Annotated in this window: 11 protein-coding genes and 4 pseudogenes; 9 read left to right on the top strand and 6 right to left on the bottom strand. The window is 65.4% G+C overall.

All coding sequences use genetic code 11. The features are described from left to right. Nucleotides 1-5 precede the first annotated feature (5 nt). Nucleotides 6-674, bottom strand: a complete 669-nt coding sequence (locus tag AADJ02_RS09245; protein ID WP_341212711.1) for an SRPBCC family protein — start codon at nt 672-674, stop codon at nt 6-8. Nucleotides 675-1,023: 349 nt separating this feature from the next. On the opposite strand from AADJ02_RS09245, the pseudogene AADJ02_RS09240 reads away from it, so the two are divergent. Then, nucleotides 1,024-1,170, top strand: a pseudogene (locus tag AADJ02_RS09240) (3-oxoacyl-ACP reductase); the annotation flags it as partial. A gap of 36 nt (nt 1,171-1,206) precedes the next feature. On the opposite strand, the gene AADJ02_RS09235 reads toward AADJ02_RS09240, so the two are convergent. Next, nucleotides 1,207-2,604 (bottom strand): short-chain fatty acyl-CoA regulator family protein, encoded by a 1,398-nt coding sequence (locus tag AADJ02_RS09235; RefSeq protein ID WP_341212710.1) that lies wholly within the window; start codon nt 2,602-2,604, stop codon nt 1,207-1,209. A gap of 124 nt (nt 2,605-2,728) precedes the next feature. Between AADJ02_RS09235 and AADJ02_RS09230 the strand changes: the two genes are divergently transcribed. Genes AADJ02_RS09230 through scpA form a run of 3 tightly spaced genes read left to right on the top strand, consistent with a single transcriptional unit; the run spans nt 2,729 to nt 8,429 of the window. Beyond that, nucleotides 2,729-4,261: an acyl-CoA carboxylase subunit beta gene (locus AADJ02_RS09230; protein WP_341212709.1), complete on the top strand. Its 1,533-nt coding sequence runs from the start codon at nt 2,729-2,731 to the stop codon at nt 4,259-4,261. After that, nucleotides 4,242-6,272 carry an acetyl/propionyl/methylcrotonyl-CoA carboxylase subunit alpha gene (locus tag AADJ02_RS09225; RefSeq protein WP_341212708.1) on the top strand — a complete coding sequence of 677 codons (2,031 nt, stop codon included), beginning with the start codon at nt 4,242-4,244 and terminating at the stop codon, nt 6,270-6,272. Before AADJ02_RS09230 ends, AADJ02_RS09225 begins: the two co-directional genes overlap by 20 nt. Nucleotides 6,273-6,290: 18 nt before the next feature. Then, the gene (gene scpA, locus AADJ02_RS09220; protein WP_341212707.1) at nt 6,291-8,429 is read left to right on the top strand and encodes a methylmalonyl-CoA mutase; all 2,139 of its coding nucleotides are present in this window, start codon (nt 6,291-6,293) and stop codon (nt 8,427-8,429) included. A gap of 80 nt (nt 8,430-8,509) precedes the next feature. Here the strand turns inward: scpA and AADJ02_RS09215 are convergent. The 3 genes and pseudogenes from AADJ02_RS09215 to AADJ02_RS09205 form a co-directional block, all read right to left on the bottom strand. Continuing rightward, a pseudogene (locus tag AADJ02_RS09215) lies at nt 8,510-9,327 on the bottom strand (IS30 family transposase); the annotation flags it as partial. Between the two features lie 309 nt (nt 9,328-9,636). Further along, a pseudogene (locus AADJ02_RS09210) lies at nt 9,637-10,191 on the bottom strand (hypothetical protein); the annotation flags it as partial. A gap of 61 nt (nt 10,192-10,252) precedes the next feature. Beyond that, on the bottom strand, nt 10,253-10,969 hold the full coding sequence (locus tag AADJ02_RS09205) for a GntR family transcriptional regulator (protein WP_341212706.1): 717 nt from the start codon (nt 10,967-10,969) through the stop codon (nt 10,253-10,255). 254 nt (nt 10,970-11,223) lie between these two features. Between AADJ02_RS09205 and AADJ02_RS09200 the strand changes: the two genes are divergently transcribed. The 5 genes from AADJ02_RS09200 to AADJ02_RS09180 all read left to right on the top strand — a co-directional run bounded on the left by AADJ02_RS09200 (nt 11,224) and on the right by AADJ02_RS09180 (nt 15,935). Then, nucleotides 11,224-12,201, top strand: coding sequence for an ABC transporter ATP-binding protein (locus AADJ02_RS09200; RefSeq protein WP_341212705.1), 978 nt, complete (start codon nt 11,224-11,226; stop codon nt 12,199-12,201). Nucleotides 12,202-12,225: 24 nt separating this feature from the next. After that, nucleotides 12,226-13,488 carry a PotD/PotF family extracellular solute-binding protein gene (locus tag AADJ02_RS09195; RefSeq protein WP_341212704.1) on the top strand — a complete coding sequence of 421 codons (1,263 nt, stop codon included), beginning with the start codon at nt 12,226-12,228 and terminating at the stop codon, nt 13,486-13,488. Between the two features lie 146 nt (nt 13,489-13,634). Continuing rightward, nucleotides 13,635-14,468 carry an ABC transporter permease gene (locus tag AADJ02_RS09190; RefSeq protein ID WP_341212904.1) on the top strand — a complete coding sequence of 278 codons (834 nt, stop codon included), beginning with the start codon at nt 13,635-13,637 and terminating at the stop codon, nt 14,466-14,468. Nucleotide 14,469: 1 nt separating this feature from the next. After that, the gene (locus tag AADJ02_RS09185; protein ID WP_341212703.1) at nt 14,470-15,273 is read left to right on the top strand and encodes an ABC transporter permease; all 804 of its coding nucleotides are present in this window, start codon (nt 14,470-14,472) and stop codon (nt 15,271-15,273) included. Further along, on the top strand, nt 15,270-15,935 hold the full coding sequence (locus AADJ02_RS09180; protein ID WP_341212702.1) for an aspartate/glutamate racemase family protein: 666 nt from the start codon (nt 15,270-15,272) through the stop codon (nt 15,933-15,935). The genes AADJ02_RS09185 and AADJ02_RS09180 overlap by 4 nt, the downstream gene beginning before the upstream one ends. Nucleotides 15,936-15,946: 11 nt before the next feature. On the opposite strand, the pseudogene AADJ02_RS09175 reads toward AADJ02_RS09180, so the two are convergent. After that, nucleotides 15,947-16,364: pseudogene (locus AADJ02_RS09175) on the bottom strand (DDE-type integrase/transposase/recombinase); the annotation flags it as partial.

Below are 16,364 nucleotides of genomic sequence, written 5' to 3'. Positions count from 1 at the left end.
CCTCCTCAGGCGTCGTTGCGGTTGGCGTTGGTAGCGATCTCGCCGGTCTCCAGAAGCATCTTCAGTCGCTTGAGGTCGCGCCGCGCCTGAATCGCGGGTTCGGTCTGAAACAGCTTGGCCGCGATCCGGCCCAGTTCGCCCATCGGTGGGCGGTAGGCCACGACGGCCTCGACCACCGTGCCACGGCCGCCCGGCGCATCGCGGAACATCACCTTGCCTTCGGTGTCGATCTGGCTGTCGTCGGTCGAACGCCAGGCGATCTCCTCGCCGGGACGGTCGCTCACGATGCGGGTCTTGACCTCGACGGCGTAGCCCAATGGTGCGGAAATCGTCCAAATGGAAATGTCGTCCGCTGCATGGACGCTTTCAACATTCTCCATGAAATGCGCCAAGTTTCTGAATTCGCGCCAGAATTCGTAGATCTCCTGCCGGGGACGGTCGATCGTCACGCTGCGCCCGGTGACGGCATACCCGCCGAAGCGGTTCTGCCGCGCGGTGCGTCCAGGCGCGCTGTCGGCCGGTCGGCGATCCTGCTGCCGGGTGGCGTATTGCTGCGCGGCCAGCCCGCCGAGCAGTACCAGCCCCAGCCCGATCGCCAATCCCGCGCCGCCTGGTGGGCCCGCGCGACGGGGCTGGCGCCGTCGATGGTCATCTTCGAATGTCCGGTAAGTCATGACGGCCTGTCCTCCTTCGCACCCTTACTTGGCGCGGCTCGGGTTGCATGGGTCCATGCGACACGAACCGTGGATCGGGAGCGAGGTTCCACCATCAGTTGTCGCGAGACCGGTAAATCGCAGGTTGCCGAGAGCCCAAGCGGCACCTCGTCGAAATGGCGTCCGCGACCCACCACGTGACAGGACAGTACCCGGCAAGATCTCATTCCCTCGATAGAATGTAGCTTCCGCCACACTCATCTTGCGGCAGATCTCGCCCAAGGCACCAAATCCGATCCACTCGCTCCAGCTTGCCGCGATTGGGTCAGAAGCATCGCGAGGATGACGCCGTTCACGGCATCCATGCCAACTTTGCCGCCCCGGCTCGGAGTGCGAGATTGCCGAGGCGATTGCGTTTCTGTGCTCGCTGCGCGCCAGCTACGTGACCGGGCAGGTGCCCGCCGCCGAGGACGGGTTCGAGGTCACTGGCATTGGGCTTCCCGCTCTGCTCGGCTGAGACCGGGCGAAGGCGAAGCCCGGTCTCAGGGCGCCCTCAGTCCAGCCGGTAGGGCAGCTCCTGCCGCAGATCCGGGTCCACTCTCAACTGCCCTTCGAGCGGCGGCACCGCGCGCTGGTGGCACTGCGTCCGCTCGCAGATTCGGCAGGAGATACCCACCGGCTCGAAGGCCTGAGCGGAATCGAGGTCCATGTGGTCGGCATAGACCAGCTCGCGCGCATGTTTCACCTCGCAGCCCAGCCCAATCGCAAAGCGCCGCACCGGCGCGCCCCAAGCCCCGCCGCCGCTGCTGATATCGCGCGCCAGAGACAGGTAGCGTACCCCGTCCGGAGTTTCGGCGAGCTGACGCAACCAGCGCGTCGGCGTCTCGAAGGCCTGATGGACATTCCAAAGCGGGCAGGCGCTGCCGTAGCGAGCGAATTGCAATTGCGTCGCCGAGTGGCGCTTGGTCACCGTACCGGCCTGGTCGACCCGCACGAACCAGAACGGCACGCCGCGCGCGCCGGGGCGTTGCAAGGTGGAGAGCCGGTGCGCGACCTGTTCAATACTGGCGCCGAAGCGCTCCGCCATAAGCTCAAGATCGTGGCGCGCCTCTTGCGCGGCGTGGTGAAACGCACCGTAGGGCAGGAGGGCGGCGCCCGCGAAGTAGTTGGCCAGCCCGATCCGGGCAATGTCGCGCGCCGTGCCGATCTCGAACCGGCCGAGATCGAGGGTAGCCTCGATCAGCTGCCGATGCTCGATCAGTGCAAGTTGCACCAGAAGCTGGAATCGCCGCGTCGGGCGCGGGGCCCGCGATGACAGGGTCAGAGTTCGGTTTTCGGCATCGAAGCGGCGCAGCGGCCCCTCGGCGCAGTCGCGCAGCGTGATGCCGCGCGCCTCGAGCGCATGCGCCGCCGCCTCGGGCGCATCGCGCGCATCGGCGCTCGCGCGGCGGGCGAACTGCTCGGCCGCGCGGTCGATCGCGTCGATGTAGTTGTCGCAGTAGTGGAAGAAATCGCGGACCTCTTCCCACGGCGAGGCCGCCGTGCCGCCACGGCCCAAGGCCTCGTCGAAGGAGGCGAGCCGGTCCTGCGCGCGGCGATAGGCGGCGTGCAGATCCAGTAGCGCACGCGCGACCGAGGGCGCGTTGGCCGCCACCATGCGCAGATCGGCCACGCCGGGCTGGCTGCCGCTGAGCACCGGGTCGGCCAGCGCCTCGCGCATGTCCGAGGCCAGCCGGATCTCCTCGCCCGAGGTCAGCTCGGTCACATCGAAGCCAAACTCGCGCGCCAGCGCCAGCACCACTCCGGCCGAGACGGGGCGGTTGTTGTTCTCCATCTGGTTCAGATAGGGCAACGAGATGCCCAAGCGCTCGGCAAAGAGCTTCTGAGTCAGCCCCTGCCGCCCGCGTAGCTCGCGCAGCTGCGTGCCCGCGTAATGCTTCTGAACTGCCATGACACCCTACTTTGCTAGTTTGCACAAATGCCGCTCTGCATAATGCCTACTTTGCAAATTCGCGCAATCATTCTGGGAAGAGCCCTTCCTTTCTCATTAGGGTGAGGCGTGAAGGAGGACGCTGATGCAAGAGATTTTGCGCGAGCTTGAAGAGCGTCGCGCCTCGGCCCGACAGGGCGGGGGCGAAAAGCGCGTCGCGGCACAGCATGCCAAGGGCAAGCTGACCGCGCGCGAGCGGATCGAGCTGCTGCTCGACGAGGGCAGCTTCGAGGAATACGACATGTTCGTCGCACACCGCTGCACCGATTTCGGCATGCAGGACAGCCGTCCGGCGGGTGACGGCGTCGTCACCGGCTGGGGCACGGTGAATGGCCGGATGATCTATGTCTTCAGCCAGGATTTCACCGTCTTCGGCGGCTCGCTCTCCGAAACCCATGCCCAGAAGATCTGCAAGATCATGGACATGGCGATGCGCAACGGCGCGCCTGTCGTCGGCATCAACGATTCCGGTGGCGCCCGTATTCAAGAGGGCGTGGCGTCGCTCGGCGGCTATGCCGAGGTGTTCCAGCGCAACGTCCTGGCCTCGGGCGTGGTGCCGCAGATCTCGCTCATAATGGGCCCCTGCGCGGGGGGGGCCGTCTATTCACCAGCCATGACCGACTTCATCTACATGGTGAAGGATAGCTCCTACATGTTCGTCACCGGCCCCGACGTGGTGAAGACCGTGACCGGAGAGGTGGTCACCGCCGAGGAGCTGGGCGGCGCGCTGACGCATGCGCGCAAGTCGAGCGTTGCCGACGCGGCCTTCGAAAACGACGTCGAGGCGCTCTTGGAGGCGCGGCGGCTGATCGACTTTCTGCCGCTCAACAATCGCGAAAAGGCGCCCAAGCGCCCCTTCTTCGATGATCCCGCGCGCGAGGAGCCGAGCCTCGACAGCCTGATCCCCGCCAACCCCAACCAGCCCTATGACATGCACGAGCTGGTCACCAAGATCGCGGACGAGGGCGACTTCCTTGAAATGCAGGCCGAGTTCGCCAAGAACATCCTCACGGGCTTCATCCGTCTCGAAGGCCAGACCGTGGGCGTCGTCGCCAACCAGCCGATGGTGCTGGCAGGCTGCCTCGACATCGACTCGAGCCGCAAGGCCGCGCGCTTCGTGCGGTTCTGCGACGCCTTCGAGATCCCGATCCTGACGCTCGTGGACGTGCCGGGCTTCCTGCCGGGTACGGGGCAGGAGTACGGGGGTGTCATCAAGCACGGCGCGAAGCTCCTTTTCGCCTATGGCGAGGCGACGGTCCCCAAGGTCACCGTCATCACTCGCAAGGCCTATGGCGGCGCCTACGACGTGATGGCGTCCAAGCATCTGCGCGGCGACGTGAACTATGCCTGGCCCACCGCGCAGATCGCGGTGATGGGGGCCAAGGGCGCGACCGAAATCCTGTATCGCTCCGAGCTGGGCGATCCCGACAAGATCGCCAAGCGCACCAAGGACTACGAGGACCGCTTCGCCAACCCTTTCGTCGCCGCCGAGCGCGGTTTCATCGACGAGGTGATCATGCCGCGCGCCACCCGCCGCCGCACTGCCCGCGCCTTTGCCGCCCTGCGCAACAAGCGCCTCGAGAACCCGTGGAGGAAGCATGACAACATCCCGCTCTGAGGCCCGCCCGCCGTTCCGCAGCCTGCTCGTCGCCAATCGCGGCGAGATCGCCTGCCGGGTGATCCGCTCGGCCCGCGCGATGGGGATCGAGACGATAGCGGTGCATTCCGAGGCCGACCGCGACGCGGTGCATGTCGCCATGGCCGACCGCGCGGTCGAGATCGGGCCCGCGCCCGCGGCGCAGTCCTATATCGATATCGACCGCGTGATGCGGGCAATCGAGGAATCCGGCGCCGAGGCGGTGCATCCGGGCTATGGCTTTCTCTCAGAGAACCCGAAATTCGCCCGTGCGCTGGCCGATCGCGGCGTGGCCTTCGTCGGACCGCCGGTCGGCGCGATCGAGGCGATGGGCGACAAGATCGCCTCCAAGAAGATCGCGGCCGAAGCCGGCGTCAGCACGGTGCCGGGCCATATGGGCCTGATCGCGGATGCCGAGGAGGCGGTGCGGATCGCGCAGCAGATCGGCTACCCGGTGATGATCAAGGCCAGTGCCGGCGGCGGCGGCAAGGGCATGCGCATCGCACATGACAACACTCAGGCGCGTGAGGGCTTCGAGGCGTCGAAGCGCGAGGCGGCCAGTTCGTTTGGCGACGACCGGATCTTCATCGAGAAGTTCGTCGTCGGCCCGCGCCATATCGAGATTCAGGTGCTGGCCGACAAGCATGGCAACTGCGTCTATCTGGGCGAGCGCGAATGCTCGATCCAGCGCCGCAATCAGAAGGTCGTCGAAGAGGCGCCTTCGCCCTTCCTAGACCCCGAAACCCGGGCTGCCATGGGCGCGCAGGCCTGCGCGCTGGCGCAAGCGGTCGGCTACGAGAGCGCCGGCACTGTCGAGTTCATCGTCGACGCCGACCGCAACTTCTACTTCCTCGAGATGAACACGCGCCTGCAGGTCGAGCATCCGGTGACCGAGCTGATCACCGGCATCGATCTCGTAGAGCAGATGATCCGCGTGGCCTCGGGCGAGCCGCTGCCCTTCGTGCAGGACGACATCAAGCTCAATGGCTGGGCGATCGAGAGCCGGCTCTATGCTGAAGACCCGTATCGCGGCTTCCTGCCCTCGATCGGGCGGCTCACGCGCTACCGCCCGCCGCAGGAATTCGCGTCCCAAGCGGAGGTCGTGCGCAACGACACCGGCGTGGCCGAAGGCGGCGAGATCTCGATGCATTACGACCCGATGATCGCCAAGCTCTGCACATGGGCGCCCGACCGCGAGCGCGCCGTGGATGCCATGGAGCGCGCGCTCGACGGCTTCGAGCTGGAGGGCATCGGTCACAACCTGCCGTTCCTCTCGGCGGTGATGGCGCATCCGAAGTTCCGCTCGGGCGAGATCCATACCGGCTTCATCGCCGAGGAATGGCCCGAGGGATTCTCTGGCGTCGACCTGCCGAGCGATACGCTGCGCAGGATCGCCGCCGCCTGCGCCACGCTGCAGCGGATCGAGGAGATCCGCCGGGCCCGGATCTCTGGCCGGATCGATCACCACGAGCGCCGCGTTGGCGAGGCCTTCGTGGTGCAGGTCGCCGGCGAGAGCCACGCGGTGACGCTGAAGGCTGGAGAGGGCGCCACGGACGTGCGCTTCGAGGACGGCGCGGTGCTGCGGGTCGCGGGCGACTGGACCCCGGGCGCGCGGTTGGCGCGGCTCACGGTCGAGGGGACGGATACGGTGCTGAAGGTCGAGCCGCGCATCGCGGGGTTCCGGGTGCGCCATCGCGGTGCCGATCTCGACGTGAAGGTCTGGACCGCGCGGCAGGCCGAACTGGCGGCGCTGATGCCGGAAAAGCAGGCCGCCGATACCTCGAAGCTGCTGCTGTGCCCGATGCCAGGCATCGTGGTACATGTCGATGTCGAGGAGGGGCAGGAGGTCGAAGAGGGCCAGCCGCTCTGCACGGTCGAGGCGATGAAGATGGAAAACGTGCTGCGCGCCGAGCGCAAGCTGAAGGTCGCAAAGCTGCACGCGGCGGCCGGAGACAGCCTCTCGGTCGATCAGACCATCATGGAATTCGAATAAGCCTGGGAGGGCCATGACATGACCGAGAACAGCGACTCCCGTGGATCATGGGCCGCGCGCGCCCGCGCGGAGTTGAAGGGCCGCGACCCCGAGAGCCTGTGCCGCGACACGCTGGAGGGGATCGCGGTGAAGCCGGTCTATGACGCGGGCGATCTCGAAGGGTTGTCGCATCTGGATGCCCTGCCCGGCGAGGCGCCCTATGCGCGTGGCGTGAAGGCCACGATGTATGCCGGACGGCCCTGGACGATCCGGCAATACGCAGGCTTCTCCACGGCCGAGGAGTCGAACGCCTTCTACCGTCGGGCGCTGGAGGGCGGGCAGCAGGGCGTGTCCGTCGCCTTCGATCTCGCCACCCACCGCGGCTATGACAGCGACCACCCCCGGGTCGAGGGCGATGTCGGCAAGGCCGGTGTGGCGATCGACAGCGTCGAGGACATGAAGATCCTGTTCGACGGCATCCCGCTCGATGAGGTGTCGGTCTCGATGACCATGAACGGCGCGGTGATCCCGATCCTCGCCAGCTTCATCGTCGCGGGCGAGGAGCAGGGCGTGCCGGTGGAGAAGCTTTCGGGCACGATCCAGAACGACATCCTCAAGGAGTTCATGGTCCGCAACACCTATGTCTATCCGCCCGAGCCCTCGATGCGGATCGTGGCGGACATCATCGGCTACACCGCCGACCACATGCCGAAATTCAACTCGGTATCGATCTCGGGCTACCACATGCAGGAGGCGGGGGCCGATCTCGTGCAGGAGCTGGCCTTCACCCTGGCCGACGGGCGCGAATACGTCCGCGCCGCGATCGCGCGCGGCATGGACGTGGATCGATTTGCCGGACGGCTGTCGTTCTTCTTCGCCATCGGCATGAACTTCTTCATGGAGGCCGCGAAGCTGCGCGCCGCCAGGCTGCTGTGGCACAGGATCATGGAAGAGTTCGCGCCGAAGGACCCCAAGTCACTGATGCTGCGCACCCATTGCCAGACCTCGGGCGTGAGCTTGCAGGCGCAGGATCCCTACAACAACGTGGTGCGCACCGCCTATGAGGCGCTCTCCGCTGTCTTGGGCGGCACGCAATCGCTGCACACCAACGCGCTCGACGAGGCGATAGCCCTTCCCACCGAGTTCTCGGCCCGCATCGCCCGCAACACCCAGCTGATCCTGCAAGAAGAGACCGGCATCACCGATGTCGTCGATCCGCTGGCGGGGTCGTATTACGTCGAAAGCCTGACCCACGAGCTGGCCGAAAAGGCCTGGGCGCTGATCGAGGAGGTCGAGGGCCTGGGCGGCATGACCAAGGCGGTGGCGAGCGGCATGCCCAAGCTTCGGATCGAGGAGACGGCGGCCAGGCGGCAGGCGCTGATCGACCGGGGCAGCCAAGTGATCGTCGGCGTCAACAAGTACCGCAAGGAGCGCGAGGACCCGATCGACATCCTCGACATCGACAACGTGAAGGTGCGCGACGGGCAGGTGACACGGCTGGAGGCCATCCGCGCCAGCCGCGACGAGGCCGCCTGCAAGGCGGCGCTCGTGGCGCTGGAACAGGCCGCGCGCGAGGACGGCAATCTGCTGGAGGCGGCGGTCGTGGCGGCCCGCGCCCGCGCGACCGTGGGAGAGATCAGCATGGCGATGGAGACTGTCTTCGGGCGGCACCGGGCCGAGGTGAAGACGCTCGCGGGCGTCTATGGCAAGGCCTGGGAGGGCGACGCGGGCTTCGAGGCGATCCAGGCCGAGATCGCGGAGTTCGCGCGTGAGGAAGGCCGCCGCCCGCGCATGCTGGTGGTCAAGATGGGGCAGGACGGGCACGACCGCGGTGCCAAGGTCATCGCCACCGCCTTTGCCGATCTGGGCTTCGACGTCGACATGGGGCCGCTGTTCCAGACGCCCGCGGAGGCGGCGCAGGACGCGCTGGACAACGACGTGCATGTCGTCGGCATCTCGAGCCAGGCCGCGGGGCACCGGACCCTTGCCCCCAAGCTGGTGCAGGCCCTGCGCGATCAGGGCGCGGGCGAGATCCTCGTGGTCTGCGGTGGGGTGATCCCCGATCAGGACCACGCGATGCTCAAGGAGGCGGGGGTCGCGGCCATCTTCGGGCCGGGCACCAACATCCCCAAGGCCGCCTCCGAGATCCTGTCGATGATCCGCACGCGCGAAGGCTAGGGCTTGGCGCAATCGACCAGCGGTAGTGAGCGATACTCGAACCGCGACTCCGCGGTGGGATTATGGTAGGGCGCTCGCGTCCCCTTCTCCAGCATCTTGGCCCGGAACATTTCGGGGGGTGCTCCATCTGAGGCATTTGCGCGGCGTGGCATTCAGCCGATCGCAAATCTCGCGGATGTCGTGGTCCGAGAGTTGGCCGATGTCGCGGTCTCTGGGCAGCCAGAGGCGGGCACGCCCGTTGGTGTTCTCGACCATGCCTTTCTGCCAAGGTGCAGAGGGGTCGCAGAACCAGCTGTTCGCGCCGATCTCGGCTTGCAGATGCGGCTATGAGAGGAACTCGGTACCACGGTCGAAAGTGATCGATCGGCGCGCCGGCTGAGGCTAGGCACGGATCGCGGCAATGACCTTGTCCATCACCGGACGCGTTCGCTTGTCGGCGAACTTCAGCAGCACGGTGAACCGGCCGATGCGCCGGGCGAGCGATGTCACGTTGGCGGAACCGAACCGCTGACATCGCGATGGCATAGAGATGGCGATAAACGGTTTGGTGACAGAACCGCAGCGGCGCGCGCTCAATGTGCATTCGGCCGGCGATCTGCTCCGGCGTCCAACCATCCTTGATCCGCTCGACGACCTGATCGCACCACTGCGGATGCCGGATCAGCTTGCGCTGGCGAGCGCGGCGATCGCTGGTTCTCAGCTGAGCGGCCATCGCAAAGTAGCCCACGACCTTGGGCATGCAGGGATCCTGGAAATGATTGCGTCGGAGCTCGCGGAAGATGGTCGAGCGGTGGCGGCGCAGCACCCGCGCCATCTCGTTCACGGACACTCTGGCATGACGCCAACGCTCGATCTTGCGGCGCTCCTCAAGCGTCAGCTGCGCGTAGCCACGTCCCATACTGGAAAACTCCTGTCTGATAGGGCATTGTTTTCAAACAAGAGTCGCAGTTGGAAGTAGCGTGCGCCATCACATGCGACACATACGTGTAACCTAAGTTATGTATCAAAAATGTGCAGTTTGGCTCTCATGGTCTGGTGCTGAACTGGTCACTCGTTCTGTGGAGTAATGGAATGATGGTTCATCCCATTACCTCACTTTGCCTGATGATCTGATGATACTCCGGCACAAGGGTGGTTCCCCCTCTTGCTTAGCCTTCAGCGCGGTGTGGGGCAGCCGCTATCACGGACCGATAATCGGGTGCCCTTAGGTATCGGTGACAGCATGCCGCTTGGTGTTCTGTTTTCGGGAGAAACTGTCCACTAGACAGTTTCTTTATCCTCCCAAGCCCTCGGCGCGTTCGATCAGTCGGCCACGCCCCCTTTTCAAGCTGCAGGCGGATCGCCGTGCGGTGGGCCTTGAGGGAGGTCGCATTGATCATGACCGTCTTTCTCTCCGAGCTTTCGGCGGCCAGACCCTCCATCATCCGGGCAAAGGCGCCCCGTTCGCGACCTCACTCAGCCAATGGCGCGCGGTCGCTTACCTCCAGTGTTTCCAACGGTTGTAGAGGGTGTTGGCCGGACCATACTCCTTGTTCGGGCCTTCTCTCGAACCGTTGGCGTTCATGTCCTCACCATCGAACCATTGCAAGCCGTTGCGCTGGACGAAGATGATGCCGCCCAAGACCCGCCGGTCATCAACACGCGGCTCGCCGTGGCTTTTTCGGAGTTTAGGGGATCAGAAAACAGCCCGGGGGACTGTTTTCCCGACATACGGTTGCAGCCGAGCCATCTGCTCGGCCGTCAGCCAGAAAAGGTTGCTCATGGATCATGCTCCTCGGGAGGCCTGAATCACGCAGCCTCATCGAGATCAATGGGTCCTGAGCCTAGCTTGAAGCCTCGCCATCCTGCTCAAGGGACCGGCTCAGGATCTCGCGTAACCTGACGGGGCCATACGATTGTTCGCGCAAGTCGAGCGCGCTGTGCAGGTCGACCAAGTGACTGTGCATGAGTTCTGCCGCTCGCTCGCCCTGACCGGCCGCTACCGCCTCGATCAAAGCGTGATGGGCATGACGCTCGCATAAAGCGCTTTGACGCCGCCAGTAGAGCGCGATGATCAGCGACGAGCGCGCGATCAACTCCTCGACGAAACCTGCGACAATCCTTTGATCGGCAATCCGCGCCAGCTCGATGTGGAACTTCCCCGACAGATACAAAGAGCGGCCGTTCATGCCCGCCGCTAGCGCCGTGTGCTCGGCAGCAATATGCGCCCGCAGCCGCATAATTGCCGCCGTGTCCGCGCGCTCCGCCGCCGCCTGCGCCATCCGCGGTTCGAGTAGTGCCCGCGCCTCGAACACCTCGCTCGCCTCGCGGATCGATGGCTGCGCCACGAAAGCGCCGCGATGGCGGCGGATCGTCACTAGCCGCTGATGCGACAGCGCTTGCAGCGCCGCCCGCACCACGGTGCGCGACACCCCGTAGACCGCGCCGATCTCGTCCTCGCCGAGCTTGGCGCCCGGCCCCAGCCGGTGCTCGTGGATGGCGCGCGACAGCCCCTCGGCGATTTGCTCGGCGCTGGCGGGAACGGGACGGGTCTCGGTCATGACGGCTCTCCTCCGGGCCGGTCTGGCACGTCAGGTCGCAGGCGGCCAGCGACGGTGATACGAGTCGATCTTGGCTTGGGTTGTATACGATTTGGCGCCTCGATTGTAGTCAACGAAGCCGTGTCCCGCCCGAATATGCGGCAACCGCACGCCCCGTCAGCGTCAGCCATTGCCCCGTACTTGCCGCCGCCGTCCCTAACGGGCGCAGTCGAGGCTAGCGTCGGCAAGCCCGTCTAGCCATAAGGAGCCGCCCCATGCAGCCGCACGAGCTCGAACTGATTTCTCTCACCAAGCGGTATGGCGACGCGCTTGCCGTGGACACGATAGACCACCGCTTCGGCGCGGGCGTCTATGCCTGCCTGCTCGGCCCCTCGGGCTGCGGCAAATCCTCGACCCTGCGGATGATCGCGGGGCACGAGAGTGTCAGCGACGGCTCGATCGTGCTCGACGGGCGTGACGTGTCGCGCCTGCCGCCCGCCCGCCGTGGCACGGCGATGATGTTTCAAAGCTATGCGCTGTTTCCGCATCTGAACGTGCGCGACAACGTTGCCTTCAGCCTGCGCATGAAGGGCGTCGACAAGATCAAGCGGCACGCCCGCGCCATGGAGATGCTGGAGCTGGTCGACATGGCCGGCCATGCCGAGCGCCGCCCCGCGCAGCTTTCGGGCGGCCAGCAGCAGCGCGTGGCGCTGGCGCGCGCGCTGATCACCCGGCCGCAGGTGCTCTTGCTCGATGAGCCACTCTCGGCCCTCGATCCGTTCTTGCGCATCCGCATGCGGGCCGAACTGAAGCGGCTACAGCGCGAGCTTGGCATTACCTTCATCCACGTCACCCACGGGCAGGACGAGGCGCTGGCGCTGGCCGACGAGATCATCGTGATGAACGGCGGGCGGATCGAACAGGCAGGCCCCGCCCGCGAGGTCTGGGCCCGCCCCGCCACCGGCTTCGTCGCCCGCTTCATCGGAGGCCACAACGTCATCGACGCGCCCGGCGGCACCGTGGCCGTGCGCGCCGACGCGATCCGGCTGGCCACGCCCGAGGCGGGTGCGCTCACCGGCCATGTGACCGGCGTCGAGTATCAGGGCGCGCATGTCGCGCTCACGGCGCAGGCCAATGGTCAGGAGGTCACGGCGCTGTTGCCCGAGGCCGTCTTTTTCGACGCCCCCATCGCGCCCGGCGCGGCGGTGGGGCTTTCTTGGGACGCCGCCCGCGCCCATCCGATCCGCGCCTGAAAAACCAACAACCGGGACACTGACATGACCAAAAGTCTGAGCCGCCGCGCGCTTCTCAAGAACGCCGCCGCCGCCACCGCCGCCTCGACGCTCGGCGCGCCGATGATCTGGGCGCAGAACATCAAGGATATCACCCTGCGCCAGTTCGGCACCGGCGTGTCCAACCTCAACGCCGTCGCCGACAAGGTGAAGGAAGACCTCGGCTTCACGCTCGAGATGACGGCGCTCGACAGCGACAGCGTCACCCAGCGCGCCGCCACCCAGCCCGACAGCTTCGACATCGCCGACATCGAATACTGGATCTGCAAGAAGGTCTGGCCCACCGGCAACTTGCAGGCGATGGACGTGAGCCGGATCGCGAATTACGACAAGATCGTCGGCATCTTCAAGGACGGCAAGCTCGGCCCCGACAGCGAGATCGCCCAAGGCACCGCGCCGCATACCGTCGGCTTCATCGAGGAGCCAGGAGCCAAGGGCTTTGCCGCCGAGCAGACCAACTGGATGACGCTGATCCCGACGATCTACAACGCCGACACGCTGGGCATCCGCCCCGACCTGATCGATCGCCCCATCGAGAGCTGGGCCGAGCTTCTGAACCCCGAGTTCAAGGGCCGCGCCTCGATCCTCGACATCTCCTCGATCGGCATCATGGACATGGCCATGGTCTGCGAGGCGATGGGCGAGATCGCTTACGGCAACAAGGGCAACATGACCCGCGAGGAGATCGACAAGACCATCGCGATCTTCTCGGAGGCCAAGCGTAACGGCCAGTTCCGCGCCTTCTGGAAGAGCTTCGACGAAAGCGTGAACCTGATGGCCTCAGGCGAGGTGGTGATCCAGTCGATGTGGTCGCCCGCCATCACCGCCGTGAAGACCCGCGGCATCGATTGCGTCTACCAGCCGCTGAAAGAGGGCTACCGCAGCTGGGGCGGTGGCATCGGCCTGTCCAACTCGCTCTCGGGGATCGAACTCGACGCGGCCTATGACTACATCAACTGGTACCTCGACGGCTGGGTCGGCGGCTACCTGATGCGGCAGGGCTATTATTCGGCCGTGCCCGAGACCTCCAAGAACCACATGTCCGAAAACGAATGGGGCTACTGGTTCGAGGGCAAGCCCGCGACCGATGCGATCACCGGCCCCACCGGCGACGTGCTGGCACAAGCCGGCGAGGTGCGCGACGGCGGCAGCTTTGAAGAGCGCATGGGCCGAGTCGCCTGCTGGAATTCGGTGATGGACGAGAACCAGTACATGAACCGCAAGTGGAACGAGTTCGTCGCCGCCTGACGCTTTGCGCGGGCGCGTCGATCGCGCCCGCGCCTCTCATGCCCTCCCCCAAACCGGAGCATTCCATGACAGACGCCGCCTTGGCCGACCCCGTCCCCGCCCGTGCGACAGCGGCCAAAAGGCGCGCGCGCGACTGGCAGCACTTGATGGCCTATGCGCAGGCCGCGCCGCTGGCGCTGATCCTACTGGTCTTTCTCGTCCTGCCGATTGCGGTGATCGTCACGGTCAGCTTCTGGAGAGCGACCGAGTTCTCGATCATCCCCGCGTTTTCGCTCGACAATTATGCCTACCTGTTCTCCTCCGAGGTTGTGGGCCGGGTGTTCCTCTCTACCTTCCGATACGCGGCGATCACTTGGGCGCTGACGCTGGCTATCGGCTTCACGGTGGCGTGGTTCCTTGCCTTTCACATTCGCAGCCTGACCTGGCAGATCGCGCTGTTTCTGCTCTGTACCATCCCATTCTGGACCTCGAACATAATCCGCATGATCTCGTGGATTCCATTTCTGGGCCGCGAGGGGATCGCCAATTCGGCGCTGATGTCATGGGGGCTGATCGACCAGCCGCTCGATTGGCTGCTGTTCTCGGATTTCTCGGTGATCCTCGCCTTCGTTCACCTCTACACGCTGTTCATGGTGGTGCCGATCTTCAACTCGATGATGCGCATCGACCGCGCTTTGCTCGAGGCCGCACATGACGCCGGGGCGTCCGGCGCGCAGGTGATGTGGACCGTGGTGATTCCGCTGTGCAAGCCCGGCATCATGATCGGCACGATCTTCGTGTTGACGCTGGTGATGGGCGATTTCATCACCGTGCGCTTCATGTCGGGCAGCCAGTCCGCCAACGTCGGCCGCCTGATCTCCAACGACATCTCGCTTTTGGCCTATCCGTCGGCGGCGGCCACGGCGGTGGTGCTGCTGGCCTCTGTGCTTCTGGTGATCGGGCTGCTGATGCGCTTCGTCGACATCCGCAAGGAGCTTTGACATGACCTCCCGCCCCCGCAGCTTCTACGTGCTCTCGGCCTTCTTCGCGCTTTTCCTGCTGTTCCTCTACGGCCCCGTCGCCACGATCGGCATCCTGTCATTTCAAGGGCCCGGCGGCGGCCTCACATTCCCGATGCGCGGCACCTCCCTGCACTGGTTCCGCGAGCTTTTCACACAACAGGCGGTAGGCGACATCTGGGGCAGCTTTCGCCGCAGCCTGGCGCTCGGGCTGATGGTCATGGCGGTGACGGTCGTGGTCTCGACGCTCGCCGGGCTGGCGTTCCGCAAGCGGTTCCGCGGTGCGAGCGTGCTGTTCTACCTCGCCGTGGCCTCGCTGGTGGTGCCCTCGATCCTTGTCTCCCTCGGCGTCGGGCTGCTGTTCGACCGGCTCGGTCTGCCGGTGCATTGGGCGACCTCGGGCTTCGGCGCGCAGCTGACTTGGACGCTGCCATTCGGTCTGCTGATCATGTTCGCGGTGTTCAACCGCTTCGACGCGTCTTTCGAGGAGGCCGCCCGCGACCAAGGGGCAGGCCCCGGCCAGGTCTTCGCCCATGTCGTGCTTCCACTGATCGGGCCGTCGCTCATTGGCGTGGCGCTGTTCGGCTTCACGCTCTCCTATGACGAGTTTGCCCGCACCCTGCTCACTGCGGGCAGCCGCAATACCCTGCCGCTTGAGATCTACGGAATGACGACCAATGTCACCTCGCCGGTGCTCTATGCGCTCGGCACGCTGACCACACTGTTCTCGCTGGCGATGATCGGGCTGGCCGGGCTGGGCCTGTGGCTCGTGGGGCGGCGGCGATGAGCGTCGTGCTGATCAACCCCAACTCCACCGCCTCGATGACGGGGGCAGCGCTCGCCGCCGCTCGCCGTGCCGCGCCCGGCACGCGCTTCGAGGGCTGGACCTCGCGGGAGGGCCCGGCGGTAATCGAGGGCCCAGAGGATGGCGCAGCCTGCATTCCGCCCCTCCTGAAACTGGTAGACCGTGCTTCCGAGATGGGAGCCGAGGCGATCATCATTGCCTGCTTCGACGATACCGGACTGCACGACGCGCGCGCCCGCGCCTCTTGCCCGGTGATCGGCATCGGCCAGGCGGCGTTCCATACCGCCGCTCTCATCGTGGATCGGGCGATGGTGCTGACGACGGTTTCTGCTGCGGTCCCGGTGATCGAAGCCAATATCTGCGCCGCTGGTCTCCGTCATGTTGTCGGGACGGTACGCGCCTGTGGCATTCACGTCGCCGATCTGGAGCGCGACCCAGAAGCGGCCATTCGTGTGCTGAAAGCCGGGATAGACCACGCTGTGACGGAAGGGGCTGGTGCGGTGATCCTCGGTTGCGCTGGCATGGTCGACGTGATCGGGCCATTGCGACGGCTCAGTCAGATTCCGCTGATCGACGGCGTGGCAGCGGCGGCAAGGCTGGCTCAGGCCTGCGTGCCGGCGCTCACTGTTCGAACGGTTGAATAGCCGCACGTTTCTTAGACGCCGATGTGGCTCAGTTTCTGATGCAACTCGAAGTCGACGGGCGACAGCATTCCGTTTCTCGCGTGCTTGCGCTTCGGGTTGTAGAGCATCTCGATTTAATCGAACACGTCTCGCCTGGCTTCCTCGCACGTCCGGCAGGTACGCCGCCTGATCCCCTCGCGCTTGAGCAGGTTGAAGAAACTTTCTGCAACGGCGGTGTCATGATGGTTGCCCAAAGCCTCATCGAATGCTTGAGATTGTGAGCGCGAAGGAACGCGGCCCAGTCCATGCTGGTGAACTGGCTGCCGTGATCCGAATGGATCAGCACTTTGGTCTTCGGCTTCCGGCGCCAGACAGCCATCACCAATGCCTGCAAGATGAAGCGCCCCGGTTTTGTCGGAGGCTTCAACTCCTGAGTAAGGTGGAGCATGA

The organism is uncultured Limimaricola sp. (genome assembly GCF_964022235.1).
In the GTDB taxonomy this organism is placed as follows: Bacteria; Pseudomonadota; Alphaproteobacteria; order Rhodobacterales; family Rhodobacteraceae; genus Limimaricola.
Note: the sequence above shows the minus strand (reverse complement) of the source record. Positions and strands in the feature narration are given on the sequence as shown.

Coding starts and splice junctions, on each gene's coding strand:
- AADJ02_RS09245 (WP_341212711.1), bottom strand. CDS start 674: ATGACTTACCGGACATTCGAAGATGACCATCGACGGCGCCAGCCCCGT.
- AADJ02_RS09235 (WP_341212710.1), bottom strand. CDS start 2,604: ATGGCAGTTCAGAAGCATTACGCGGGCACGCAGCTGCGCGAGCTACGC.
- AADJ02_RS09230 (WP_341212709.1), top strand. CDS start 2,729: ATGCAAGAGATTTTGCGCGAGCTTGAAGAGCGTCGCGCCTCGGCCCGA.
- AADJ02_RS09225 (WP_341212708.1), top strand. CDS start 4,242: ATGACAACATCCCGCTCTGAGGCCCGCCCGCCGTTCCGCAGCCTGCTC.
- scpA (WP_341212707.1), top strand. CDS start 6,291: ATGACCGAGAACAGCGACTCCCGTGGATCATGGGCCGCGCGCGCCCGC.
- AADJ02_RS09205 (WP_341212706.1), bottom strand. CDS start 10,969: ATGACCGAGACCCGTCCCGTTCCCGCCAGCGCCGAGCAAATCGCCGAG.
- AADJ02_RS09200 (WP_341212705.1), top strand. CDS start 11,224: ATGCAGCCGCACGAGCTCGAACTGATTTCTCTCACCAAGCGGTATGGC.
- AADJ02_RS09195 (WP_341212704.1), top strand. CDS start 12,226: ATGACCAAAAGTCTGAGCCGCCGCGCGCTTCTCAAGAACGCCGCCGCC.
- AADJ02_RS09190 (WP_341212904.1), top strand. CDS start 13,635: ATGGCCTATGCGCAGGCCGCGCCGCTGGCGCTGATCCTACTGGTCTTT.
- AADJ02_RS09185 (WP_341212703.1), top strand. CDS start 14,470: ATGACCTCCCGCCCCCGCAGCTTCTACGTGCTCTCGGCCTTCTTCGCG.
- AADJ02_RS09180 (WP_341212702.1), top strand. CDS start 15,270: ATGAGCGTCGTGCTGATCAACCCCAACTCCACCGCCTCGATGACGGGG.